This is a genomic window from Salegentibacter lacus (assembly GCF_020164555.1).
In the GTDB taxonomy this organism is placed as follows: domain Bacteria; phylum Bacteroidota; class Bacteroidia; order Flavobacteriales; family Flavobacteriaceae; genus Salegentibacter; species Salegentibacter lacus.
In genome coordinates, this window is sequence record NZ_JAIQZB010000018.1 from 1 (window position 1) to 26071 (window position 26071).

At 37.6% G+C, this 26071-nt stretch carries 21 protein-coding genes; 10 read left to right on the forward strand and 11 right to left on the reverse strand.

What is annotated here, in order from left to right; all coding sequences use genetic code 11:
* Positions 1-147: 147 nt before the first annotated feature.
* The 4 genes from LB465_RS14100 to LB465_RS14115 all read right to left on the reverse strand — a co-directional run bounded on the left by LB465_RS14100 (position 148) and on the right by LB465_RS14115 (position 4372).
* The gene (locus tag LB465_RS14100; RefSeq protein WP_224470522.1) at positions 148-984 is read right to left on the reverse strand and encodes an alpha/beta fold hydrolase; all 837 of its coding nucleotides are present in this window, start codon (positions 982-984) and stop codon (positions 148-150) included.
* Positions 985-1083: 99 nt separating this feature from the next.
* The gene (locus LB465_RS14105; RefSeq protein ID WP_224470523.1) at positions 1084-1704 is read right to left on the reverse strand and encodes an L-threonylcarbamoyladenylate synthase; all 621 of its coding nucleotides are present in this window, start codon (positions 1702-1704) and stop codon (positions 1084-1086) included.
* A gap of 64 nt (positions 1705-1768) precedes the next feature.
* Positions 1769-1981, reverse strand: coding sequence for a hypervirulence associated TUDOR domain-containing protein (locus LB465_RS14110; protein WP_224470525.1), 213 nt, complete (start codon positions 1979-1981; stop codon positions 1769-1771).
* Between the two features lie 69 nt (positions 1982-2050).
* Entirely contained in the window at positions 2051-4372 is a 2322-nt protein-coding gene (locus LB465_RS14115) for an ATP-dependent helicase (RefSeq protein WP_224470527.1), read from the reverse strand.
* Positions 4373-4537: 165 nt separating this feature from the next.
* Here LB465_RS14115 and LB465_RS14120 point away from each other — a divergent pair, with 165 nt between their 5' ends.
* The 3 genes from LB465_RS14120 to LB465_RS14130 are packed head-to-tail and all read left to right on the forward strand — an operon-like array spanning position 4538 to position 7962.
* Positions 4538-5818, forward strand: a complete 1281-nt coding sequence (locus LB465_RS14120) for an amidohydrolase (protein WP_224470529.1) — start codon at positions 4538-4540, stop codon at positions 5816-5818.
* Positions 5819-5821: 3 nt separating this feature from the next.
* Positions 5822-7444: an FMN-binding glutamate synthase family protein gene (locus LB465_RS14125; RefSeq protein ID WP_224470531.1), complete on the forward strand. Its 1623-nt coding sequence runs from the start codon at positions 5822-5824 to the stop codon at positions 7442-7444.
* Positions 7441-7962: a DUF7935 family protein gene (locus LB465_RS14130; RefSeq protein ID WP_224470534.1), complete on the forward strand. Its 522-nt coding sequence runs from the start codon at positions 7441-7443 to the stop codon at positions 7960-7962. Before LB465_RS14125 ends, LB465_RS14130 begins: the two co-directional genes overlap by 4 nt.
* Here LB465_RS14130 and LB465_RS14135 read toward each other — a convergent pair.
* The 3 genes from LB465_RS14135 to LB465_RS14145 are packed head-to-tail and all read right to left on the reverse strand — an operon-like array spanning position 7959 to position 11901.
* Positions 7959-8882: a patatin-like phospholipase family protein gene (locus LB465_RS14135; protein ID WP_224470536.1), complete on the reverse strand. Its 924-nt coding sequence runs from the start codon at positions 8880-8882 to the stop codon at positions 7959-7961. The two genes, LB465_RS14130 and LB465_RS14135, sit on opposite strands and share 4 nt — an antisense overlap.
* Positions 8882-9784 carry a patatin-like phospholipase family protein gene (locus LB465_RS14140; RefSeq protein ID WP_224470537.1) on the reverse strand — a complete coding sequence of 301 codons (903 nt, stop codon included), beginning with the start codon at positions 9782-9784 and terminating at the stop codon, positions 8882-8884. Before LB465_RS14140 ends, LB465_RS14135 begins: the two co-directional genes overlap by 1 nt.
* The gene (locus LB465_RS14145) at positions 9784-11901 is read right to left on the reverse strand and encodes a M1 family metallopeptidase (protein WP_224470539.1); all 2118 of its coding nucleotides are present in this window, start codon (positions 11899-11901) and stop codon (positions 9784-9786) included. Before LB465_RS14145 ends, LB465_RS14140 begins: the two co-directional genes overlap by 1 nt.
* A 119-nt stretch (positions 11902-12020) precedes the next feature.
* Here LB465_RS14145 and recG point away from each other — a divergent pair, with 119 nt between their 5' ends.
* The 3 genes from recG (at position 12021) to pheT (ending at position 17841) form a co-directional block, all read left to right on the forward strand.
* A complete protein-coding gene (gene recG / locus LB465_RS14150; RefSeq protein ID WP_224470541.1) occupies positions 12021-14120 on the forward strand; it encodes an ATP-dependent DNA helicase RecG in 2100 nt (699 codons plus the stop codon).
* A 225-nt stretch (positions 14121-14345) separates the two neighbouring features.
* Complete coding sequence (locus LB465_RS14155; RefSeq protein WP_224470543.1) at positions 14346-15260, forward strand: hypothetical protein; 915 nt, start codon at positions 14346-14348, stop codon at positions 15258-15260.
* 154 nt (positions 15261-15414) lie between these two features.
* A complete protein-coding gene (gene pheT / locus LB465_RS14160; RefSeq protein ID WP_224470545.1) occupies positions 15415-17841 on the forward strand; it encodes a phenylalanine--tRNA ligase subunit beta in 2427 nt (808 codons plus the stop codon).
* Between the two features lie 165 nt (positions 17842-18006).
* On the opposite strand, the gene LB465_RS14165 is transcribed toward pheT, so the two are convergent.
* Both LB465_RS14165 and LB465_RS14170 read right to left on the reverse strand, forming a co-directional pair.
* Entirely contained in the window at positions 18007-18591 is a 585-nt protein-coding gene (locus LB465_RS14165) for a DUF4136 domain-containing protein (protein ID WP_224470546.1), read from the reverse strand.
* A 130-nt stretch (positions 18592-18721) separates the two neighbouring features.
* On the reverse strand, positions 18722-19276 hold the full coding sequence (locus LB465_RS14170) for a fasciclin domain-containing protein (RefSeq protein ID WP_224470547.1): 555 nt from the start codon (positions 19274-19276) through the stop codon (positions 18722-18724).
* Between the two features lie 222 nt (positions 19277-19498).
* Here LB465_RS14170 and LB465_RS14175 point away from each other — a divergent pair, with 222 nt between their 5' ends.
* From LB465_RS14175 to LB465_RS14185, 3 genes are all read left to right on the forward strand, one after another.
* Positions 19499-20251 (forward strand): hypothetical protein, encoded by a 753-nt coding sequence (locus LB465_RS14175; RefSeq protein WP_224470548.1) that lies wholly within the window; start codon positions 19499-19501, stop codon positions 20249-20251.
* Positions 20252-20328: 77 nt separating this feature from the next.
* Complete coding sequence (locus LB465_RS14180) at positions 20329-20574, forward strand: putative signal transducing protein (protein WP_224470549.1); 246 nt, start codon at positions 20329-20331, stop codon at positions 20572-20574.
* A complete protein-coding gene (locus LB465_RS14185; protein WP_224470550.1) occupies positions 20567-20758 on the forward strand; it encodes a hypothetical protein in 192 nt (63 codons plus the stop codon). The genes LB465_RS14180 and LB465_RS14185 overlap by 8 nt, the downstream gene beginning before the upstream one ends.
* A 73-nt stretch (positions 20759-20831) precedes the next feature.
* On the opposite strand, the gene LB465_RS14190 is transcribed toward LB465_RS14185, so the two are convergent.
* Positions 20832-21842, reverse strand: coding sequence for a 3-oxoacyl-ACP synthase III family protein (locus LB465_RS14190; protein ID WP_224470551.1), 1011 nt, complete (start codon positions 21840-21842; stop codon positions 20832-20834).
* Between the two features lie 137 nt (positions 21843-21979).
* Here LB465_RS14190 and LB465_RS14195 point away from each other — a divergent pair, with 137 nt between their 5' ends.
* Positions 21980-24439 (forward strand): S9 family peptidase, encoded by a 2460-nt coding sequence (locus LB465_RS14195; protein ID WP_224470552.1) that lies wholly within the window; start codon positions 21980-21982, stop codon positions 24437-24439.
* Between the two features lie 304 nt (positions 24440-24743).
* On the opposite strand, the gene LB465_RS14200 is transcribed toward LB465_RS14195, so the two are convergent.
* Positions 24744-26054 carry an ABC1 kinase family protein gene (locus tag LB465_RS14200; protein WP_224470553.1) on the reverse strand — a complete coding sequence of 437 codons (1311 nt, stop codon included), beginning with the start codon at positions 26052-26054 and terminating at the stop codon, positions 24744-24746.
* Between the last annotated feature and the right edge of the window lie 17 nt (positions 26055-26071).

Below are 26071 nucleotides of genomic sequence, written 5' to 3' on the forward strand. Positions count from 1 at the left end.
GAGGTAAAAGACTTAACTGCGACTGGTCATAGGTCTTAAATACTGCTTTGGCTTTCATTACATGAAAATACTAAAAACCAGAAAATAATACAACAAAAAAGGCTGCCTTTTCAGACAGCCTCTTTTTCATTCTTAATATTTCTGGAGTTAGGATTTTAGAAAACGTAATAAAATCTCATTAAACTCTTTTTTATGTGTCATCACCAATCCGTGTGGCGCACCTTCAATTATTTCAAAAGTATTATTCTTAACCAGATCTTTGCTCTTCTTTCCGGCAAGCTCTAAAGGAACGATCTCATCAGCATCTCCGTGAACAATTAGCGTAGGCACATCAAACTCTTTTAGATCTTCCCTAAAATCGGTTAAGCCGAAAGAGTCTACACAATCTAATGTCGCTTTGGCTGAAGCCTTACAGGCAATACTCCAATCGAAGTGTTTCTGCTCATCACTTATACGATCTTTGTTCTTTTCATAATTGTAAAATTTATCGCCAAAACCAGCTAAAAATCCCGCGCGGTCTTTTCTAATTTCTTTTTTAAATCCTTCAAAAACCTCTTTATCGAGTCCGTCGGAATTATCATCGGCTTTTAGCATGAAAGGGGGCACAGCTGAAATAAGTGCTGCCTTCTGAATATTCGCAGTTCCGTATTTACCGATAAATCGGGCTACTTCGCCTCCACCCATAGAAAATCCTACAATTATTGTATTAGAAAGTCCCAATTCGGTTATAACATCGTTTAGATCGGAAGCTAAAGTATCATAGTCATAACCTCCCCAGGGTTTATCGCTATCACCAAATCCGCGGCGGTCGTAGCTAATACATCTAAATCCTGCATCTACAATTTTCTCTACCTGGTATTCCCACATTTTATGACTTAAAGGCCAGCCGTGAATAAGAATTACCGGTTGCCCTTCGCCATAATCTTGGTAGGCTAATTTTATTTTATTTCCGTTCTCTTCGTTTTTAGTTTCTATATAATTCATTGCTTATTTTTTTATAAGATAACAACTACAGTTCTCTATAAAAAAGTAAAGCCTGCATTTAGCAGGCTTTTAACTTGTTATCAAAAATTTTATTTAAAACTACATTATCTCTATACTTCCTTTTCCTTCCCTTATTACTTCAGGCTCAGAAGTGGTTAGATCTATAACGGTAGATGGAATATTGTCTCCATATCCACCATCAATTACCAGGTCTACAAGATGATCCCATTTTTCTTTAATTAATTCAGGATCTGTGGTGTACTCTATAACTTCATCTTCATCGTAAATAGAAGTTGAAACAATTGGGTTTCCTAAGGTGGCTACAATACTTTTACATATAGCATTATCGGGGACCCTAATTCCAACGGTTTTTTTCTTCTTAAATACATTTGGAAGGTTATTATTTCCGGGTAAAATAAAAGTATACGGCCCCGGAAGATTTCTTTTAAGGATTTTGAAAGTTGCGGAATCTATTTGTTTTACGTAGTCTGAAAGATTGCTTAAATCTTCGCAAATAAAGGAAAAATTAGCTTTTTCAAGCTTTACGCCCTTAATTTGAGCAATTTTCTCTAATGCCGAAGTATTGGTGATATCGCAGCCTAAACCATAAACGGTATCGGTAGGATAAATAATTAGCCCACCGTTTCTCAGGACTTCTACTACTTTATTAATATGTTTCTGACTTGGGTTTTCGTCGTAAATTTTAAGTAATTCAGCCATAGTTATAAATTTTAGTAATTGAGAATTTACAAATTTTCGAGCAGATATTTTTTAAATGATCTATTTAATCTGATTTAGAAACTTCACTTTCCAGCTTCAGCACTTTACTACCATCTTCCTGTTCTATAAAAAGTGCTTTATTACCTGCCTCGCCTTTTCGGGTAATCTCACTTCCATCTATAGTTTTGGCGACTTCTTCGGCATAGGTTTTTACCACTTTACCTTCAGCTTTTCCATTCCCCCATTTCCAACTGACGTTACTTCCCTCTTTAATCATAATTTTTTATTTTGAAGATAAAAAGAAAGCCGCTCGAAGCGGCTTTAAATAACAGAAGTTTAACGAGTTTTAAGAGATCAATTTCAGCTTTGCGAACCTTAGCAAAAGCTTTTTAATTCCTCCGTTTTCAAAATCTATTTCAGCTTTTTTATCCTGCCCAACACCATCTATGGCAAGAACTTTCCCTTTACCGAAACGCATATGCTCTACCACGTTTCCTGCTTCGAGTTTTATGGCATTTGTAGCTTTTTCAGGCTCAGGACTGGCGGGTTTTAATTTCCGAAGTTTTCTTAACTGAGACTCACTCGGCTTATGCGCCGGTGGTGGCGTGCCTTTTTTAGGTTTGCTTTGGCGTAATTTACTTTTATCAACATCATCGCCAAAAATATCGGTATCTATCAGCGGTTTATATTTATAATCATCCTGCGGAATCATATAGTCCATATACTGCTCGTCTACCTCTTCAATAAATCTACTCGGTTCGGCATCAACAAGTTTTCCCCAACGATAACGCGATTGTGTATAAGTTAGATAAGCCTGTTTTTCTGCCCGGGTTAGTGCCACATAGAATAAACGTCGTTCTTCTTCCAGCTCGCTTCGGGTATTCATACTCATTCCTGAAGGGAAAAGATCTTCTTCCAACCCTACAATATATACATATGGGAACTCCAAACCTTTTGCCAGGTGAATGGTCATTAAGGCTACACGGTCGTCGTCGCCAGTGTCTTTGTCCATATCTGTAGCAAGTGCGACGTCTTCCAGGAATTCAGCTAAAGAACCTTCAGCATCAGCCAGCTCTTTTTGGCCTTCCACAAAATCTTTGATTCCGTTAAGTAATTCCTCAATATTTTCAATTCGGGCAATTCCTTCTGGGGTACCGTCTTTCTTTAATTCCTGAACCAAACCTGTTTTCTTGGTTACGGTATCGGCAACGGTAAAAGCATCGGCATTTTCAGCAAGAATCGTAAAACTCTTAATCATGTTCACGAAATTATCCAGCTTGGTACGCGTGCTTTTATTAATCTTTAAATCAAGATGATCTATATTTTCAATAATTTCAAATATGGTTTTTCCATATTGATTCCCGGCAATACTCAGTTTATCCATGGTAGTTTGCCCAATTCCACGGGCAGGATAATTGATTACTCGCTTAAGCGCTTCTTCGTCTTTCGGGTTTATTAGCAGACGCAAATAAGACAACACATCTTTAATCTCCTTACGCTGATAGAATGAAAGTCCGCCATAAATTCTATATGGAATTTCCTTTTTTCTAAGCGCATCTTCCATCGCCCTGCTTTGAGCATTGGTTCTGTAAAGAATAGCAAAATCGCCATTACTCATCTGATTTTGCATTCGGTTCTCAAAGATAGAACCGGCAACAAACCTTCCTTCTTCCCCATCGGTTAGCAAGCGGTTCACCACGATTTTCGGCCCTTCATCATTAGCTGTCCAAACTATTTTTTCCAGTTTGGTTTTATTCTTTTCAATTATGGAGTTCGCTGCATTTACAATATTTTTGGTAGACCGGTAATTTTGCTCGAGGCGGTACATTTGTACATTATCGTAATCTTTCTGGAAATTCAGGATATTATTGATATTCGCTCCGCGGAAGGCATAAATACTCTGCGCATCGTCACCTACCACACATATATTCTGAAATTTATCTGAAAGTGCTTTTACAATTAAATATTGTGAATGATTGGTATCCTGGTACTCATCTACCAAAATGTATCTGAAACGATTCTGGTATTTATGAAGCACTTCAGGAAAACGATTTAAAAGCTCGTTAGTTTTTAGCAGAAGATCATCAAAATCCATCGCGCCAGCTTTAAAACAGCGTTCCACATATTCCTGGTAGATTTCCCCCAAACGTGGTTTTTTAGACATTGCATCGGCTTCCTTCAACTCCGGGTTTTGGAAATAAGCTTTTACCGTAATCAAACTGTTTTTATAAGAAGAAATACGGCTGTAAACCTGTTTGTATTTATAAACGTCCTTATCGAGACGCATATCTTTAATAATCGCCCTGATCACGCTTTGGGAATCTTGTGTATCGTAAATGGTAAAATTTGAAGGATAGCCCAATTTATCGGCTTCAAACCGCAAAATTTTAGCAAAAATAGAGTGAAAAGTTCCCATCCAAAGATTCTTCGCCTCACTGCTACCAACAATCTTAGAGATACGGGTTTTCATTTCCCGGGCCGCTTTATTGGTAAAAGTGAGCGATAAAATATTAAAGGGATCTACTCCCTGACTCATAAGGTAAGCGATACGGTAGGTAAGCACCCTGGTTTTCCCAGATCCTGCTCCTGCAATTACAATCATTGCGCCATCCTTTTGCAGTACAGGCGCACGCTGTGCGTCATTTAATTCGGCTAAATAAGCTTCCAATCTCTTCAGTTTTTTAAATGCGTGAAATTAACCAAAATGAGACAAATTATAAACCTGAAACCCACTTTGTTTTAAACAAACTCAGATTGGCCTTAAGCAATTGCTTAAGTTTTTAATATCTTTAAAATTCTGCAATCTTAAATTGAAAACGAAACAAAACTTACTATGAAAAAAATAATATTCAGTTTGCTTGGGCTTTTCAGCTTTACTTTAGCTGCCCAGGAAATTGATCCAGAAATCAATTCGGCTGCCGAAGAAATAGAGGAACAGGTGATTTCCTGGCGCAGGGATTTTCATCAGCATCCTGAACTTTCCAACCGGGAAACGGAAACCGCCAGAAAGATCGCCGCTCATTTAGAAAGTCTCGGTATAGAAACTACCACCGGCGTGGCTAAAACCGGGGTAGTAGGGATTTTAAAAGGTGAAAATGAAGGCAAAACTGTAGCCTTAAGGGCAGATATTGACGCGCTGCCGGTAACCGAAAGAAATGACCTTCCCTTTAAATCTGAAGTAAGGACAGAGTTTCTGGGCTCAGAAACCGGGGTGATGCACGCTTGTGGCCACGACACCCACATTGCAATAATGATGGGTGTTGCTGAAATCCTTTCAAAAAACAAAGATAAGATAAACGGGACGGTGAAATTTATATTTCAACCCGCAGAAGAAGGTCCGCCACCGGGTGAAGAAGGCGGTGCTTCCTTAATGATCAAAGAAGGTGTTCTTAAAAACCCAGATGTGGACGCAATTTTCGGGCTTCATATAAATTCGGAAACTCCTGTAGGAACTATTCGTTACAAACCGGAAGGCACTATGGCCGCGGTAGAGCGTTTTGTAATAAATGTAAAAGGAAAACAAACCCACGGTTCGGCGCCCTGGAGTGGTACAGATCCTATCTTAATTTCAGCAAAAATTATAGATGGTTTGCAAACCATAATTAGCAGGGAATCTAAACTGGTAGATGCTGCGGCGGTAATTACGGTAGGAAAAATCACCAGCGGGGTTCGTTTTAATATTATTCCTGAAACTGCAGAAATGATTGGAACCATAAGAACCCTGGATCCAGATATGAAAACATTAATCCTGAAAAGAATGAACGAGATGGTTCCTGCAATTGCCAAAGCTTACGGTGGAGAAGCTACGGTTGAAATTCAGAATAATACCGCGATTACTTACAACGATCCAGAACTTACCAGCCAAATGTTACCGACTTTACAAAAAGTTGCAGGTAAAGAAAATGTGGTTTTAGCCAAAGCCACCACAGGTGGGGAAGATTTTTCTTTCTTTCAGGAGGAAATACCCGGTTTTTATTATTTCCTTGGTGGAAAACCTATAGATTCTACCGAACCGGCACCACATCATACTCCCGACTTTTTTATAGATGAAAGCGGAATGTTACTGGGCGTAAAAACGATGTCTCAGTTAGCTATAGATTACCTAAACCAATAATTTATGAATAGCTTTTTCGATTTTTTAGGTTCAATTGAATGGTGGGGATGGATTCTTATAGTTATTGTTTTAATTGCTATAAAAGATATTTTCTTTAATCGCGAACACACTATAAAACATAACTTTCCAGTGGTGGGACATTTACGCTATTTTTTAGAAGGAATTGGTCCGGAATTGCGACAGTATATCGTGGCTAGCAACAGGGAGGAATTACCTTTTAACAGGGTTGAACGCGGCTGGATTTATGCTTCGGCCAAAAATGAAAATAATTACGAGGGTTTTGGAACCGACCAGGATATTTTTTCAACGCATTATATCTTCATCAATAATGCGATGATTCCTTATAAATTAGATGAAAAGCATCCTAATGCAATAGACCCAAATTTTATTGCCTGCGGGAAAGTGATGGGAGAATATAACAAAAGAGAACGCCCTTTTAGACCGGCCTCGATAATCAATGTTTCTGCTATGAGTTTTGGTTCTCTTTCAGCCAGGGCTATTGAATCTTTAAATGAGGGTTGCAAAGAAGCCGGTGCTTATCACAATACTGGAGAAGGCGGACTTTCACAATACCATCAAAAAGGAGCCGATGTGGTTTTTCATTTTGGAACTGGATATTTTGGAGTTCGGGACGAAAATGGAAACTTTTCTATGGATAGAATGGTGGCACTCGTAAAAGATAATCCTCAGATTCGAGCTATCGAAGTCAAGCTTTCACAGGGTGCCAAACCAGGAAAAGGCGGAGTATTGCCAGCTTCAAAAATCACCAAAGAAATTTCTGAAATTCGGCACGTCCCTATGGGTCAGGACGTACTTTCTCCACCAAATCATTCAGCTTTTAGCAATATTCCCGAATTGTTAGATTTTATTGAAGAAATCGCTGAAGCGACCGGACTTCCGGTCGGCATAAAATCGGCCGTGGGAAGATTAAATCAATGGGAAGAACTCGCTGCGCTTATGTCAAAAACCAAACGAGGCCCGGATTTTATAACAATTGACGGTGGTGAAGGTGGTACCGGCGCCGCGCCGCCAAGTTTTGCAGATCACGTTTCATTACCCTGGATTTACGCATTTACCGATGTTTACAAAATATTCCTGAATGAAGGAATTACCGATAGAATTGTATTTATTGGCAGTGGGAAACTCGGTTTTCCCGCAAAAGCAGCTATGGCTTTTGCGCTGGGAGCAGATTGTATAAATGTTGCCCGGGAAGCAATGATGAGTATTGGCTGTATACAGGCGCAAGCCTGCCATAACAACACCTGCCCTACCGGAGTTGCTACACAAAACAAATGGTTGCAGGCAGGAATAAATGTGAAAGATAAAGCTCGCCGAGTGAACTATTACTTCACTAAGTTCAGAAAAGAATTGTTAGAGATTACCCACGCCTGCGGTTACGAGCATCCGTCACAATTTACTATGGATGATGTAGAGATAAATTTAAGCGACAAGAATCTGGCAAAAACCCTGGCGACCACTTTTGCATATCATAAAGAAAAAGTACCTTTCGGCGATATTCAATCGCATATGGATTGCCCACATCTGGGCGGAATTCATAAGCAAAAAGAAGTGACGACCAAAGAAGCTGAAACCGAGGAAACCTCTCCACATAATAAGAACGAATGAATCAGATAGAACTTTCCCAAATACTTTTAGCTATTCTGCCGGCTTTAATTGTTGGTGTAGTAGCCTTTTATTTTTTTAGTTCGTATAACAAAAATGAAGAAAATAGAAGACGCTTTCTATTACATAGAGAAAATCAAAAAACAGCGCTTCCTTTAAAATTACAGGCTTACGAACGGATGACGTTGTTTTTGGAACGCATTTCTCCCGGGAAAATCTTATTTAGAGTAAAGCCTAACTCCAATGATAAAGAAGCCTACGAGCGAGCATTGATTAATACCATTGAACAGGAATTTGAACATAACCTCGCACAGCAAATCTATCTGTCTGTGGAATGCTGGGATTATATTAAGACAGCTAAAAATGCTACCATCGGAATCATTAGAAAAGCTAACCAACAGGAAAGTGTTACTGATGCCGATAAATTAAGAGAGATAATTCTGAAAAATTTAATAGAAAAACAATCTCCTACTGAAGCTGCAATCGCTTACTTAAAAAATGAGGTAAAACGCTTTATTTAAAACAATCCGAAAAAGCTTTTACGTTTTGTAGCCAGGAATTGCAAATGCTTTTCTTTTGCATGGTCGTAACCTTGCTGCCACCATTCCCCCATTAATTTTTTGTTGAAAACCAGGGAGTTTTCAGTCAGTTTTGTAGGCGTGTAGTAGGTATTGAGTTTTACTTTTTTATTTAAAGCGGCCAGTTTTCCTTCTACGATGTCGTGATATTCTACCTGGTCCAGTAAAAACCCAAAAAGGTTAATCATTAACGAAAATGGATTTTTCCCCAGTACTTTGTTATATTCCATATTTTCGGCTTCGAGGATAATCGCATCTACTTCAGTAGCTCCGCGTTTTATCGCTTCTCGAATTGGCACCACACAACCCAGGCCGCCATCGGCATATTCAAATCCGTCCTTTTTGGCGAGACTCATAAAAGGAATATAATTACAGCTTATCCAGATCCAGTCGCAGAAATCTTCATAAGAAAAATCGTTAATCGACTTATATTCTACGCGATTTCTAGACAAATTAGAAACGGTAACCACTACATCTTCCACCTGGTTTTTAAGCTGATCGAAATTTTCTTCAGAAAAATTACGCTTTATATGTTTTCGCAGATTTTGGCTTTCTCCAAATGTTCTTTTCTTCCGAACAAATTGCCAGAACATGTTAAAATAATTAATCGTCACATACTCCCTACCTTCCTTTCGCTTTACTACAAAAGGATTAACATTAAAAATCTTACGCTGGTTTACATTGGTATAAATGTCATAGACCTTGTCTATATTTCCCATAGCAAGATGCGGAATTAATAGGCTTCCGGTAGAAGTGCCCAAAAATAAATCATATTTCTTGCCTTCTTCCTGAATTAAATATTGAGCAACGCCGCCGGCAAAAGCGCCTTTACTGCCCCCACCCGATATTACCAGTGCCCGCATTAAGGTTCAATTTGGTTAATTTCCTCGCTTTTCTCTTTGGCATACATATAGCCAGTTTTCCACCAGGATTTCATTTGCTTTTCATCAAAAATAAGGGAATTGGTAGTCAATACTGTAGGCGTGTAGTAAAAATTTATTGTTACGTTTTTATTGGCAGCTGCAAATTTCCCTATTCTGATATTTTGTGATTCAATCCTGTCCAGCATAAACCGAAACAAATTAGTGATGAGTCCAAAAACGTTTTTGGATGGCATCCTATTATAAAAAGTAGCTTCGGTTTGTAAAATTACCGCATCAATATGGGTGGCGCCTCGTTTTATTGCTTCTTCAATAGGCACCATCGTCCCCAGTCCACCATCGGCATATTCACACCCATTTTTTTGCACTAAACTCATAAAAGGCGCGTAATTGCACGAAATCCAAATCCACTCACAAAATTCGTCGTATTCAAAATCTTTAATCGATTTGTATTCTACTGTATTCAAAGAAATATTAGAAACCGTAACTACAACATCTTTATTTGCCGCTTGTAAGCTTAAAAATTCCTCTTTAGTTAGGGTCGCTTCTATAAGCTTTTTAAGATTTTTACTTTCACCAAAAGTCTTTTTTCCTTTCAAAAAATTAAGAATTACATTAAAGTGATTTATGCTTATTTGATCGTAGCCGTGGCGTCTCTTTATGAGAAAAGGGCGGTTATTAAAAATACTCGATTGATTAACCGAGGTGTAGGTATCCTTTATCTTTTCACACTTATTAAGCGCAAGATGGGAAATAAGCAAACTCCCGGTAGAAGTTCCCAAATAAAGGTCGTAATCGCGTTTTAATTCTTCAATCAAGTATTGGGCTACCCCACCGGCAAAAGCGCCTTTGCTGCCTCCTCCCGATATTACCAATGCCCTCATTAATTTAGTTTTGTTTGTAAATAATCCTGCTCTTTTTGAGGAAGACTATTCTTTAAAGCTATGAATTTTTGCCGATATTCTTCATTTTTTAGGAGCTCGTTTAGTAGTTGCCTGGAATAATTTCTAAATCGATAAGTTGGGTGTTGTGTTCCCTGCATAAGATCAAGCAGGTTTTGAGTAGTAAAACTATTAATTTGAAATAAATAACTAAAAGCATTTTCCCTAACTTCAATTGGAAAATGCACAGCCGTATAGCCTGAAAGTTCATTATATATTTCTTGCTGTTTCTCAGGTTCATAACTTGGCGTCACCAGGTTTAAGGTAAGCCAAAGCATTCGCACATTTTTATTGGTAAAACCTTCAATTCCTTTAGTTTTATCCAGATAAATGGAAACCTCCTGGGGAAAATTCATCCATAATTTAAGGAGCGCGACTTCCTTTGTAATATAGGATTCATCGCTAAGCAGGGATTCAAAATCTGATTTTAGTTCCTGCGGAATTCTTTCCATACTGGTTGCAATAGCCTGGCGCACGTAAATATTGTTTGTCTCAAATGCTTTTCTATAAAGCTCTAGAGCTGTGGCTGAAGTTTCGCCTTCTAATTGATAAACCACTTCCTGCCCGGTATAATCGCTAACCGGGAAATCAAGTTCTGCACTTAAGATTTCTTTCTTTTTCTCCAAAGGCGTCTCCCGAAGCGCCAGGATATTTAAATGATTTTGAATAAACTCTGAATTCTTTAAAGAATTTAAAGCTGCAAAACCTTGAAAAGCGGTTTGATTCAACCATTTCGCCATAAAATCGGAAAGGCTAACATTCGCGGCTGCTTCAACCTCAGCAATAAAATTCTCGGTTGTAGCAGTTTTGAATTTGTAGCGTTCCAAATAATTTTTCACAGCTTTTTTAAAAGCCTCATCTCCCACTCGCTCCCGCAAAATATGCAAAACCCAGGCTCCTTTTTGATAATAGGTTAACGAAGTTGCCCCGGCTTTGGTTACCGGTTCACCTTTTCCGCCATCGCTTAATTCCTTCAGTTTTTCTGCAGATTCATAAAGTTGCCAGTAATAGTAATCATCACCAAAAACCTCACGCTCGGCAAGCAATGCGTAATAAGTAGCAAAACCTTCGTGCAGCCAGTGATCGTTATTAGTTTCTGCGGTTACTGAATTTCCAAACCATTGGTGCGCTAATTCGTGTGCATTTACACTCACATAATTCCGGTCTTTAAAAGCAATCGAATCGGTAATAAAAGCGTGGTCAAAAATAGTGGCTGTGGCATTTTCCATTCCAGAATATAGAAAATCTCGCACCGGTGCCTGCTTGTAATTTTGCCACGGATATGCTACTCCTATTTCATTTTCCAGAAAATCAAAAATGGTTTTGGTATGCCGGTAAGTGGGTTCCAAATTTGCTTTTTCTGAAAGCGGCATAAAATATTGCAAAGAAACTCCTGAAGCTGATTTACTTTCTTCTACCGCATAATTTGCTGCTGCAAAGGCCAGTAAATAACTACTCATAGGCCGCTTCATATCAAAATCCCAGCTTTTTAAAGAATCGTTTACTGAACTCCCGGTAAGTTTTCCGTTCGCCATCACTTCCAGATCTTTGGGAAAATGATAAGTGATATCAAATTCTACTTTTTCGCGTTGATCGTCAAACGAAGGCAACCAGTTAGAAGTATATTTTCCCTGCCCTTGTGTCCAGATTTGTTTCGGCGCATTTATAGAATCAGCGATATCCCAATTTATAAAGTATACCGCTTGTTTTGGTTTTACTAAATATTTCAGTTGTAACGAATTATTTTCTGATGGGCTTAATTCATTTTTTATCCAAATTCGTGCGCCGGTATTTCTGAAGTTGTTTGGTTTCCCATTCAGTAAAACTTCATCAAAATTTATATTTCGAGAATCCACATAAAACGAATCTATACTTTTTAGAATGTTAAAATTATAGTTAATCTCTCCTGAAATCTCTTCACTTACCGGATTTACAAAAATTTCAGCATCAGCTTTTACAAAATCTATACTTTCAATTTGATTAAGGGAATCTGCGATGGGAGTCTGGCTATAAAAGGTCCAGCTCCAGCAACAAAGGAGGGCGATAAAGGAATATCTCATAATAAAAAACTACAGCAGCCAAATTACAAAAACTGAATAAATTTAAACCCCGAAAATTTCAGGTTTAATTTTTAGTTGAAATTCAGCCTAAAAAACCTGATTTTAATATCTTCGTTTTCATGAACGCCAATATTTTGCAAACACCCATAGATTATCTAAAAGGGGTCGGCCCGAACCGCGCCGATTTACTGCGGAAGGAACTTGGCATTCACACTTACCAGGATCTTATAAATTTTTTCCCAAATCGCTACCTCGATAAAACCCGCTTTTATAAAATAAACGAATTGCAGCGCAATTCAGCAGAAGTACAGGTGGTGGGCAAAATCACGAATATAAGATCGGTAGAGCAAAAACGCGGAAAGCGTTTGGTAGCCGATTTTATTGATGATACCGGAAAAATGGAATTGGTTTGGTTTCGAGGCCAAAAGTGGATTCGGGAGAATTTAAAAATCAATATGCCTTATGTTATTTTCGGAAAAACCAATTGGTTTAACGGACTCTTTAGTATGCCACATCCCGAAATGGAACCGGTTGAAGAATATAAAAAGCAACTGCGTACCGCGATGCAGCCGGTATATCCTTCTACCGAAAAACTGGCAAAATCGGGGATAACCAACCGGGTGATCAATAAATTGATGCAACAGCTTTTTATTGAAACCAAAGGGAACTTTTATGAAACGCTTTCAGAAGAAATCACTACTGAATTAAAATTAATTCCAAAGCCGGAAGCTGTATTCAATATTCATTTTCCGCAGAGCCAGGATTTACTAACCAAAGCGCAATTTCGGTTAAAATTTGAAGAGCTATTTTATATCCAGCTGCAATTGCTCATCAAAAATATGCTTCAGAAGCAAAAAATAAAAGGTTTTGTTTTTGAAGAAATCGGACAGAATTTTAGCGAATTCTATAGTAATCACCTTCCTTTTGAACTTACCGGTGCACAAAAAAGGGTCATTAAAGAAATTAGAGCCGATTTGGGAAGCGGCGCCCAAATGAACCGTTTGCTGCAGGGCGATGTAGGCTCAGGAAAAACCATTGTAGCGCTAATGTCTATGTTTATTGCGCTTGATAATGGTTTCCAGGCCTGTCTTATGGCGCCAACTGAAATCCTGGCAATTCAGCATTATAACGGACTGGTAGAACTTTGTAAAGACCTGGATACTAATATTTTTTTACTAACCGGTTCATCAAAAACCAAAGCACGACGTGAAATTCACGAAAAACTCGAAAATGGCGAAATAAACATTCTCATTGGCACGCACGCTTTGCTTGAAGACAAAGTGAAATTTAAAAATTTAGGCCTTGCAGTTATAGACGAGCAACACCGTTTTGGCGTGGCGCAACGAGCAAAATTATGGCGTAAAAACAATGTGCCTCCGCATATTTTGGTGATGACCGCAACACCAATTCCAAGAACTTTGGCGATGAGTCTTTACGGAGATTTGGATATTTCGGTAATAGATGAATTACCGCCGGGAAGAAAACCTATAAAAACCGTTCATCGTTATGACAGCAACCGACTTAAAGTTTTCGCTTTTATAAAAGATGAAATTAAAAAAGGGCGCCAGGTTTATGTTGTATATCCATTAATTCAGGAGTCGGAAAAAATGGATTACAAAGATTTAATGGATGGTTATGAAAGCATTGCCCGGGAATTTCCAGAGATGCAAATTTCTATTGTTCACGGGCAAATGAAATCTGATGCCAAAGATTATGAAATGGACCGCTTTGTACGCGGTGAAACCCAAATTATGGTGGCAACTACCGTTATTGAAGTAGGTGTAAATGTACCCAATGCCAGTGTGATGATCATTGAAAGTGCCGAACGTTTTGGTCTTTCTCAACTCCACCAGCTTCGAGGCCGTGTTGGCCGTGGCGCCGAACAAAGCTTTTGTATTTTAATGACCAGTCATAAATTATCTAACGACAGTAAAACCAGGCTGGAAACCATGACCGCCACCAACGACGGTTTTGAAATCGCTGAAGTTGATTTAAAATTACGAGGTCCCGGCGATATTATGGGCACACAACAAAGTGGTGTGTTAAACCTCAAAATCGCAGATATTGTAAAGGACAACCAAATATTAAAATCGGCTCGTTACCACGCAATGAAGATTTTAAAAGAGGATCCCAGTCTCGCTATGGAAAAGAATAAAGTGCTCCGGTTTACCTATGCTCAAGTGGCCAAGCATAAAAATATCTGGAATTACATTAGCTAGTCTCCTATCTTGAGCAAAAAAAAGCTACTGATTTTCCCTTATTTTTTATTAAGCTAAAAAAGCGATTTCCCCAGCTACTTTCATTCCTTTTCATAGTAAAATTAAGGCTTTCCAAATGCTATTCTCATTTCTTAATACACTGATTTACAATTAACTTACTTCTTATAAATTTAAACCTTAAAGTTTATTCCGTAAATTTAATAGATAACCAAAACATTGAGAATCATGGAGGCAAAAGTTGTTTTAAAAAGAGCAGTAAGCATAATGTTTATTTTATGCAGTGGATTCCTGTTTGCTCAGGAAGATACCCAAACGGCTTTAGAAGAGAAATTATATGAAGAATATAAAAGTAACGGATTAGATAAAGCCATGGAGATGTATAAGAAGCATAAATCTTCAGAATATAAAAGTTTAGAGGAACCTTTAAATTTACTGGGTTACAAATTGATGATGGAAGATAAAAATCTGGATGCTGCAGAAAAGGTTTTCCAGGCCCAAATTGAAGAATATCCGCAGGAAGCCAATCCTTATGATTCTTATGGAGATCTACTTCTGGAAAAAGGAGAAAAAGAAAAAGCTAAGGAACAATTTAAAAAAGCAGCAAAATTGGCGGAAAATATAGAAGATGAAGCCGAGAAAAACCAAATGAAAGAGGCTTCGCTTTCTAAATTAGCCAAATTAGAAAACAAACATCGTCAATTAGATTTTCTAGCCGGATATTGGGAAGTAACACAAACCGGTTATAGAGACGGACAGCCAGTAGATTTACCAACAAGCACACAAAACATTAGTTATTTACCGGGAGAATCGGTTCTAAGAATTAACCATACCAGAGAAGGCGATGCTGCCTGTTGTGAAAGAATTGTGGCTTATAATGCAATGGAAGACAATTATGAAATGGCTTACATTAATGCGGTAAATCCTAATGGTATTGAAGTATCTGACTTAAAAATCAAAGATAAAGGGAACGGAAAATTTGAATTCGTAGAAGACTACATTGAAAACAATGAGCAAAAACAAGTAAAGCACGAGATTTCCCAGGCCGATGATGAAAATATTGATTGGAATATTTATGTCCCAAAAGAAGACAGTCAGGAATGGGAACTTGTAAATAATATGAAGTTTAAAAAGAAAAATTGATTTTCAATTTAAAATTAATTGGCGTTTGAAAGGAGCAACTTAGGTAGCTCCTTTCTTTTTTATCAAATTAGCCAAAATAAGCCTTAAAATTAAAATTTGAAATTATGCCAAAACTATTCGTAATACTATCTTTGCCAACTGAAAATATTGAGACATGAAAATTTCATATAACTGGCTTAAACAATTTATTAAACTTCCGGAAGCTCCAGAAGAAACAGGAGAATTACTCACCGATCTTGGGCTCGAAGTAGAAGGTTTACAAAGTTTCCAAAGCATTAAAGGTGGTCTGGAAGGGATAGTTGTTGGCCACGTGCTGGAATGTAAAAGTCATCCAAACGCCGATAAATTACAGCTTACCAACGTAGATCTTGGTAATGGCGAACAAGTACAAATTGTTTGCGGTGCGCCAAATATTGCTGCGGGACAAAAGGTTCCTGTAGCGACAATTGGCACGACACTTTATGATGAAAAAGGCGAAGCCTGGCCAATTAAGAAGGGAAAGATTAGAGGAGAAGCCAGTTACGGAATGATTTGTTCTGAAAAAGAACTTGGCCTTGGGCAAAGCCACGAAGGAATTATGGTGATGCAAGACGATCTGGTTCCCGGAACTCCTGTTGCCAAAATTTTTGATGTTGAAAACGATCAGGTTTTTGAAATTGGTCTAACTCCAAATCGCGCCGATGCTATGAGCCACTGGGGGGTTGCCAGAGATCTAAAAGCCGGTTATACTCAGAAGGGTAAGAATTTAGAACTAATTACTCCTTCTGTTAGTAGTTTTCATGTAGATAACAGAAGTTTAAAAATCCAGATCCAGGTCGAGGATTCGGCGCTTGCTCCAAGATATTGCGGCGTTACCATTTCGGGACTTAAAGTTGAAGAATCACCAAAATGGCTTCAGAATAGATTAAAAGCAATAGGTCTTGGACCAAAAAATAATGTTGTAGATGCTACCAATTACGTGATGCACGAGCTTGGCCAGCCTTTACACGCATTTGATGCCGGTAAAATTGCCGGCAACGAGATCAATGTAAAAACACTTGAAAGAGGAACAAAATTCACCACTTTAGATGAAGTGGAACGTGAACTTCACGAAGAAGATTTAATGATTTGTGATGCTAAAAAACCACTTTGTATAGCCGGAGTTTTTGGTGGAGCAACTAGCGGAGTGAGCGAAGGCACCACACAAATCTTCCTGGAAAGTGCTTATTTTAATCCCGTAAGCGTTAGAAAAACCGCAAAGAGACACGGGTTAAATACCGATGCTTCTTTTAGATTTGAGCGTGGAATTGATCCTAACATCACCGAATATGCTTTAAAACGCGCCGCACTTTTAATTACCGAAATTGCCGGTGGTGAAGTAACCAGTGATATTGATGATCTTTACCCTAAGAAAATTGAAGATTTCCAGGTTTTCCTAACCTTTGATAAAGTGAATAAACTCATTGGAGAAAACCTTGAAGAGGAAACTATAAAATCTATTCTTGCTTCGCTTGAAATTAGGGTAAACAATGTTACCGAAACCGGAATGGGGCTTACCATTCCTTCTTACCGCGTAGACGTTCAGCGTGAAGCTGATGTTATCGAAGAGATTTTAAGAGTGTATGGTTATAACAATATTAAATTTGGGGAAAAACTGAACGCATCAGTTGCCAATTCTTCTAAATTTGAAGATTACAAACTTCAGAATTTAATTGCCAACCAGTTAGTAGGACAGGGTTTTTATGAAACCATGGCCAATTCGTTGACCACTCCAGTTTATACCAATTTAAGTGAGCAAATTAAAGAATCTCAAAACGTGAAAATGCTAAATCCGTTAAGCCAGGATTTATCTGTTTTGAGGCAATCTATGTTGTATTCGGGGCTGGAATCTGTGAGTTATAACATTAACAGAAAACGCAACGATCTTAAACTATTTGAATTCGGAAAAACCTACCACGATTTTAATGGTAGCCGCGTGGAAAACAAGCACCTTTCAATTTTTATTAGTGGAAACCGAAATGCTGTACGTTGGAATTCGGCTTCAGATAGAACAGATTTCTTTTTACTAAAAGGAATAATTCAATCCATTTTTAAAAGATTTGGTATTGAAAATTTAAAAACTTCCGCAGTTAAGTCTGATGTATTTTCTGAAGGACTTATCTTTTCTTCAGCAAAAAACAATTTGGTTTCTTTTGGAGTGATTCGCAAAAAGGTTTTAAAGCATTTTGACATTGAACAGGAGGTACTTTACGCCGATATTAACTGGGATGCCTTACTGGAAGTTGTTAAAACCCGAAAAACCAGTTTCAGCGCAATTCCTAAATATCCAGCGGTTAGACGTGATTTTGCCTTATTGCTGAACAATAATATTTCTTATGAAGAAATTGAGGAAATAGCCCTTAAAACAGAGAAAAAGCTCTTAAAAGAAGTGGATCTTTTTGATGTTTACCAGGGAAATAATCTTCCCGAAGGCAAGAAAAGTTATGCTGTGAGTTTTAAATTTCAGGACGAAAACAAAACCCTTACCGATAAGCAGGTAGATAAAATGATGAAAAAACTGCAGCAAAGGTTTGAAGATGAACTTCAGGCTGAGTTGAGGTAATTGTATATAAAATTGGCTGTTTGAATCCATTTATTTTACGTCAACCTGAATTTTTCAGGTTCTATTTTAATATAGGTTAGACTTAATTTTAGACTCTGAAACAAGTTCAGAGTGACGTTTACAGGATGACTCAAACAGCCAATTTCTAGTTTTAGCTAAGAAAAATTATGGGAATTCTTTAAAAATTTCATCTACATAATTTCTTAGATCTTTTTCTAATCTTCTTGAACCAATTTCCTCATCGGCGGTTCCACGCCATAAGATTTGATTAGTTCTTCGGTCTATAAAATCTATAACGATAGATTTTTCTTTATAAGGCATCTGTTTAATAGCAACATCGGCGCCAATACGCTGAATCGTGAAATAATTTTCGTAGGTGTAATCTTCATAATATGGCCCTATATAAAGTCCCGGGCGATAATATGAAAAGTTGGTATAAACAGGATTTGCATTAACATCTACCTTTTCGTCAAACATGGTGTGCACATAGATAAGCACATCGGGCTGGCGGTTATCTATAGCAAAACCTTCGCTGGACATATTATTGTTTATTGTAGAGATAATAACCTCGTTTATACGGTTATTGTCATAATCCCGACTCAAAATAGTGTCTTGATTTGGTAAATAAGAATAGGTATTGTAGCTTTTTAATTTTTTGGCAGAATCTTTAGAAATATCGCTTCCAGAGCCGCAAGACATCAAGAAAGCAGCTGCCATAATTGTGGTAATAAAAAGTTTTAATTTCTTCATAGTTTTCAATTTTGATTCAAAATAGGCCTTCCTTCGTGATTAAAAAAAGGATATCTCCTAATTGATATTTAATTAACAAACAAAAGCGGCCATTTAGACCGCTCTTAAGTTTTTCTTTTTCAATCGCAATCTATTTCCCTGGCAATACTACAGTATCAATTACGTGAATAACTCCATTTGACTGGTTTACATTAGCAATAGTCACGGTGGCTACATTTCCTGCCGCATCTTTTAGCTTCACATTGCCATCTTCCATCATAGCATAAAGTTTTCCGCCATTTACGGTTTCAAAAGTAGCCTTTCCATCACCTTCTTTAATTGCGGCTACCACATCGTTAGCACTAAAGTTACCAGCTATCACGTGATAAGTAAGTACAGCTTGCAATTTTGATTTGTTTTCAGGTTTTAATAGAGATTCTACAGTTCCAGCTGGTAATTTTTCAAAAGCAGCATTAGTTGGTGCAAATACCGTAAAAGGTCCATCACCCTGTAAAGTCTCAACCAAATCTGCAGCTTTTACTGCAGCTACTAACGTGGTATGGTCGTTAGATTGTGAAGCGTTTTCCACAATGTTTTTGCTGGGGTACATTTCTGCTCCACCAACCATAGTTGATCCGTTTTGGGCCAATAAAGTCCCACCGATAAATAGGAAACAAATAATTCCTAATTCTTTCAATTTTTTCATAACAATAATTTTTAAATGGTTTATTAAATAAACGAGATTAAAAGTGCTTTGGTTTTAATATTTAAGCAAGTGATAAAATTCGTTTCTTTTAATTTTTGTCTAATTTAATCTTATTATCATTAAACACTTTTTAAAAACATCCAATTAATATAGTTTTAACATCGCGTAAAACTGGAAAAATAGGATTGCATGAATCATCTTAATTACTTAATTTAGTGACAGATGCTAAAGAAAAAGAAAATGAAGTTGAAGTTGAAGTTAGGTTTGCGCCGTACGAATCTGGAGGAGCAATTATACAAATCCCGAAAACAAAGAATCTCTTCTGAAAATATTCTGCAACAAGTTCAGGAAATCTTTGAACAGGAAAATAAGAAAGAAGAAACTATCCTTAAAAAAATTAACGAGGGCAGTGACGGAATTAATACTTTTAATCTCAATTTATTAGAAAGCAACAAAATTTTTCATCTTTCAGATATTGAAAAACTTTGTATTGAATATCGCCTACGTTTTTTAGACAGTAATTATTTTAAAGGGGAAATTCCGTATGAAGCTCTGCTAAAGATTAAAGCATTAGAAAAGGAACAACAAATCGCGCTGAAAGGCTTTAAAATTGTTGCTCCATCTAAACTTTTTAAACTCGAAAATGCCGATGATCCTTTGCTTTTCGCGCCTATGGGCAACAACTACTTTTACCTCATACACAAATGGGGCAATGACCTGCATCCCTTGAGAAAATTATTAATGTGGCCCTTTAGACATCTTGAAAACTTTGTTGGTTTTTTACTTGTACTAAGTTTTTTAATTGCACTACTAATTCCCGACGGACTTTTCTCGCCGCAGCAAACCACAACCCAGTTTTTTATGATCTTTTTCTTTGTATTTAAATGGGTTGCAGGGCTTTCTATTTTTTACGGATTTAAAAAAGGAAAAAATTTTAGTTCGGCTATTTGGCAAAGTAAATATTATAATGCCTAGAACGTTAAACTCTGTATAAAATAGCCTGTGAGCTATATTGTTCTTTGTATTTTAGATAGTACTAAAAACTATTAATTATGAGTTCAGACGAATCTTACGAAAGAGTATATACGGGTTCGGAGCCCAACGTTCAATACTTACAGGAATTATTTGATAAAGCCAATATCTCCTCCCGGGTTAGAAACGATTTCGATTCAGGTTTACGCGCAGGGTTTGGTGGAGGCTTGCGAGGGCAAGTTCAGCTTTTCGTGGTGAAAAATCATTATGATGAAGCACTGAAAATTGCAAAAACAACCTTCCCTAAAGACTATACAGATGAGTAACCTCAAAGGAGGAAAACGCAATAAATGGTATTTAATACTGGGAATTATTTTCTTAGTTTATGGAGTATACCGGCTCTACACCCACTTAACCGCCGAAATAACCGATAATTTTGGATTGGTCCTCGCAGTAGGTTTTATCATTTTTGGAATCTACGATCTATTCAGGTATTTCAAAAAAGTTTAAATCAGATAAATCATTAAAGAAAAAAGGTCATTTCGCTTTTGCAAAATGACCTTTTTTAGCTTTATCTTTTTACTTACCAGCTTATCACTGCACTTGCCCAGGTAAATCCGCTACCAAAAGCTGCAAGTACTACTATATCTTCATTTTTAATTTTTCCCTGCTCCCAGGCTTCGCATAGAGCAATAGGAATAGATGCCGCAGTAGTGTTCCCATATTTCTGAATATTATTATGAACCTGCTCGTCACTGAGTTTAAATTTTTGCTGAACATATTGTGAAATACGCAAATTCGCCTGGTGTGGAATCAACATATCAATATCTTTAACTTCAAGTCCGTTGGCTTTTAAGCCTTCCATGATCACTTCAGAAAAACGCTGAATCGCATTTTTAAAAACAAATTGCCCATTCATATAAGGATAATAAGGAATATCGTCTCCCTGAGGATTTTCAGCAATAATTTCAGGAACCCAGTGCTCTGTACTTGGGCCTTTTAAAGAAAGTTCTAAAGCGTGTTTTCCTTCAGAATGTAAATGGGTAGAAAGAATTCCTTCACCATTATGGTCGCTTCGGGTTAAAACCACTGCTCCTGCTCCATCGCCAAAAATCACAGAAACGGATCGGCCACGAGTGGTAAAATCGAGTCCACCGCTGTGGTTCTCACTTCCAATAACCAGCACGTTTTTATACATTCCGGTTTTAATAAATTGGTCGGCCGTAGAAAGCGCATAGATAAATCCGCTGCATTGGTTTCTAACATCTAAAGCCGGACAGGTATTTATATCTAACATTTCCTGCACCTGCACGCCACAACCAGGAAAATAATAATCCGGGCTTAGTGTGGCAAAAACAATCAGGTCTATATCATCCTTATCAATTTTAGCACGTTCAATAGCAATTCTAGCCGCTTTTACTCCCATTTTAGCGGTGGAATTACCATCACCTTTCTTAATATGTCGGCGTTCTTTAATACCGGTTCGCTCCTGAATCCATTCATCGTTGGTATCCATTATTTTTGCCAAATCATCATTAGTCACAACATTTTCTGGCACATAACTACCAACTCCGGCTATTTTAGATTGATACATATTCTATTGTTTAGTATATTTAGACCTTATTCGATTTCAATTTACGCATTTAATAAAAAATGGGTCCGCAATATACTAAAGATTAATATTACTGCGATTATGACCCATTTTATTTTCATTTCCTAAAACCACAATTTATGAGAAAAATTATTTTAAGTTTTATCAGTCTATTGATGAGTTTTCCAGCGCTTATTGCCCAGGAAAATTTAACCTACCAAAAACCAGCTCAGGAGATCCTGGACCTGGTAGATGTGCCCCTAGCTCCTTCCACTATTTTAGATAGCGATGGCGAAATGATGATCTTTTTATATCGCGATCAATATAAATCTATAGCCGAATTAAGCGAAGAAGAATTAAGACTTGGGGGATTAAGAATTAATCCTGTCACCAATATTAGTAGCCGTGCCAGGTACTATAACAACCTGGAAGTAAAGCCTATTGAGGCTGACGCGCCAAAACAGGTGCAAGGACTTCCCGAAAATCCACGTTTGGGGAATTTTAGCTGGTCTCCAGACGAATCTAAGATTGCTTTTACACACACCACGAATACAGGTGTGGAACTTTGGGTTCTCGATATTGAAAATGCACAAGCCAGAAAATTAACCGGTGCAAACCTAAATGCGAATATGCGTGATGTGATTAACTGGTTTAAAGATAATTCTTCTTTATTAGTAAAAATGCTCCCGGAAGATCGAAAAGATTTGATCGATCCCGAAACAGCTGTTCCAACCGGGCCTACTATTTCAGTTAGTGACGGGAAAGAAGCACAAAACCGAACCTACCAGGATTTGCTTAAAAATCCTAACGATGAATATAATTTTGAACAATTAGCCCGTTCAGAATTAGTAAAAGTGAATTTAGACGGGACTTCAGAAAAATGGATGAACGCTAAAATGTATAGCAGCATATCTTTCTCTCCTAACGGGGAATATGTAATGATTAATCATATTAAAAAGCCGTTTTCTTATTTGGTTCCTTATTATAGATTTCCATCTGAAACAAATATTTACTCCGCAACAGGAGAATTTGTAAACCAGGTAAATGACGAGCCATTATTAGAAGATCTTCCTCAAGGTTTTATGTCTACCCAAACCGGAAGAAGAAGTGTGCAATGGAGAAATGATAAACCATCAAGCCTGGTTTACGTAAAAGCTTTGGATGAAGGTGATCCTGAAATAGAAGTAGATTACAGAGACGAAGTATTTGTATTAGAAGCGCCTTTTGAAGGTGAAGGAAACTCTATTTTAAAAACAAAAGATCGTTTTTCCGGAATTACCTGGGGAAATGATGAAATTGCTATTGCCGATGATTACTGGTGGAATACTCGAAATACTAGAACTTATGTTTTTAATCCATCTGACGCTTCTGAAGAACCGGAAGTTATTTTCGATAGAAATTATCAAGATCGGTACAGCGATCCGGGCCGATTTGTAACAACTAAAAATGATTTTGGCCAGAGTGTTTTAAAATTAGATGGTGAAGATGCTTTTCTACTTGGAGCCGGCTATAGTGATGAAGGACAGTTTCCATTTGCCGATAAAATTGATTTAGAAGATGGCGAAACTGAACGTTTATACCAATCTAAATACAACGATAAGAAAGAAACCCTTGTTGAAGCTTTGGATATTGAGGACGGAGAAATTTTGGTAAGAATCGAATCGGCAACCGAGTATCCTAATTATTATATTCGCGATATAGATGATAAAGAAGATCTTACACAAATCACTTCTTTTGAAAATCCTTTTAAAAGTCTTGAAAACGTAAGCAAAGAAGTAATTACTTACGAGCGTGAAGATGGATTAGAACTGAATGGTACACTTTACCTTCCTGAAGGTTTTGATAAAGAAAATCCAGAAGAACACCCTATGATCGTTTGGGCTTATCCAAGAGAATACAAGGATAAAAATTCTGCTTCGCAGAATACTTCTAACGCTAACGATTTTACGTATCCTTATTATGGTTCGCCCATTTATTGGGTAAATCGCGGTTACGTGGTTTTAGACGATGCTTCTTTCCCAATTATTGGGGAGGGCGAAGAACAACCAAATGATAGCTTTAGAAAGCAATTAGTTGCTAATGGAAAAGCTGCCATTGATGCTGTTGCTGAAATGGGTTATGTAGACCGTGATCGTGTTGCTGTTGGCGGCCATAGTTACGGTGCCTTTATGACTGCAAACCTGTTATCACATTCTAATCTTTTTGCAGCGGGAATTGCCAGAAGCGGTGCTTATAACAGAACGCTAACTCCGTTTGGTTTCCAAAGTGAGGAAAGAAACTACTGGGAAGCGCCTGAGGTTTACTACAATATGTCACCGTTTATGCACGCCGATAAGATGAAAACCCCGTTGTTGTTAATTCACGGGGAAGCCGATAATAATTCGGGGACCTACCCAATGCAAAGTGAACGTTATTTTAATGCACTTAAAGGACTTGGAGCAACTGCGCGTTTAGTAATGCTGCCAAAGGAAAGCCACGGTTACAGTGCCAAAGAATCTGTTTTACACGTGCTTTGGGAACAGGACCAGTGGTTAGAAAAATATGTGAAAAACAAAGAAGAATCTGGAAATATTGAAACTTCAGAGGAAATGAAAGATTAAATTTTAGGCTTTATACCTTAATTAGGCTGTTTGAGAAGCTCTTCTTCCGTCAAGCTGAACTTGTTTCAGCTTCTAACATCTTAGATCCTGAAACAAATTCAGGATGACGATTTTAAGATTTCTCAAACAGCCTTTTTTATTTTAGAGTTTGCTGAGGAAATTTATTTTGATATCTCTTTTTTAAATTCTTATATAAACCGCAAAAGTTAGAGGTCACTTAGCGAGTAAAAATAGGAAAAGCGCTATTACCATAGGGACGGTAACAACGCTCTTCCACAACCTAACCAATAAATAAAACCAACAATTATGACATATAATCGCGGAACTTGTTAACCTCGATCTTCGCTTCAAGATCGTGCAATAGATTATATAGTCCGAAAAATGTTCGATTAATGTACAGGAAGTGTTTGCTTCCGCGGTTTCCGTTCATTTTTCGCAATTCAGTATCTTTACTGTATTTTTCACTCAATGCTGTTATTGAATTCCAAAATGTCTCATCGGCAAAATCAAAAGTTTTTTCGTGAAACGGACTCGTAAATAAATTCAGCATTTGGTAAAATAATTCTGAAAAATACTTTATCTCCCTTTCAGAATCGTCTTCCCTTAATATTTCTAATTCGAATAATTTCTCGTTGAAAAATTCAGGGTTATTAATATTTTCTTTTTTTGCCAGTTCAAAATAAGGAACATAAAAATCATCTGGAACCTGCTTGATGCAACCAAAATCTATGGCTATAAGATTAGCATCCTTATCAATAAGGAAATTTCCAGGGTGAGGATCGGCGTGTACTTCTTTAAGTCCGTGCATTTGGTACATGTAGAAGTCCCAAAGAGCCTGCCCTACTTTATTAGCTTTTTCCTGATCTTTATTCTCCTTAGCAAATTCGCTTAGGTGTTTCCCATCCATCCAATCCATAGTGATAATTCGCTCACTGGATAAATCTTCGTAATACTTCGGAAACTTCAGGTTGGGAATGTGAGCACAGGCTTCAGAAATTTCTTTACTCTGCTTAACTTCCAAGATATAATCTGTTTCCTCTAAAAGTTTTCCTTCAACCTCTTTAAAATACTTTGCGGAATCTTTACCCTGAAGATTGAACATTCTGGTAGCAATAGGTTTAACCATCGCCAAATCTGAACTTATACTATCTGCAACGCCTGGATATTGGATTTTCACAGCAAGTTTTTTCCCATCTTTTTCGGCTTTGTGAACCTGGCCAATACTGGCCGCATTCACAGAATCAGCAGCAAATTTATCGTATAATTCTTCAGGGTAAGCTCCGTTGTATTTTTTAAACGTTTTTCTCACCAACGGTGCAGAGAGCGGCGGCACACTAAATTGCGCCAGGCTAAACTTCTCTACATAGGCATTTGGCAAAAGGCTTTTCTCCATAGAAAGCATTTGTGCTACTTTAAGCGCGCTTCCTTTCAAGCTTTTAAGGCTATCGTAAATATCATCGGCATTGCTTTGGTCTAATTCGTCGCGGGTAAGCTCAGAATCAAAAGCTCTTTTGCTGTAGTATTTAATATAATTACCTCCTAGCTTCACCCCGGTTTGCACCAGTTTAGAAGTTCTGCCAATTTTGCCCGTTGGTATGTTATCTATTGTTTTCATGATAATTGGGGTAGACT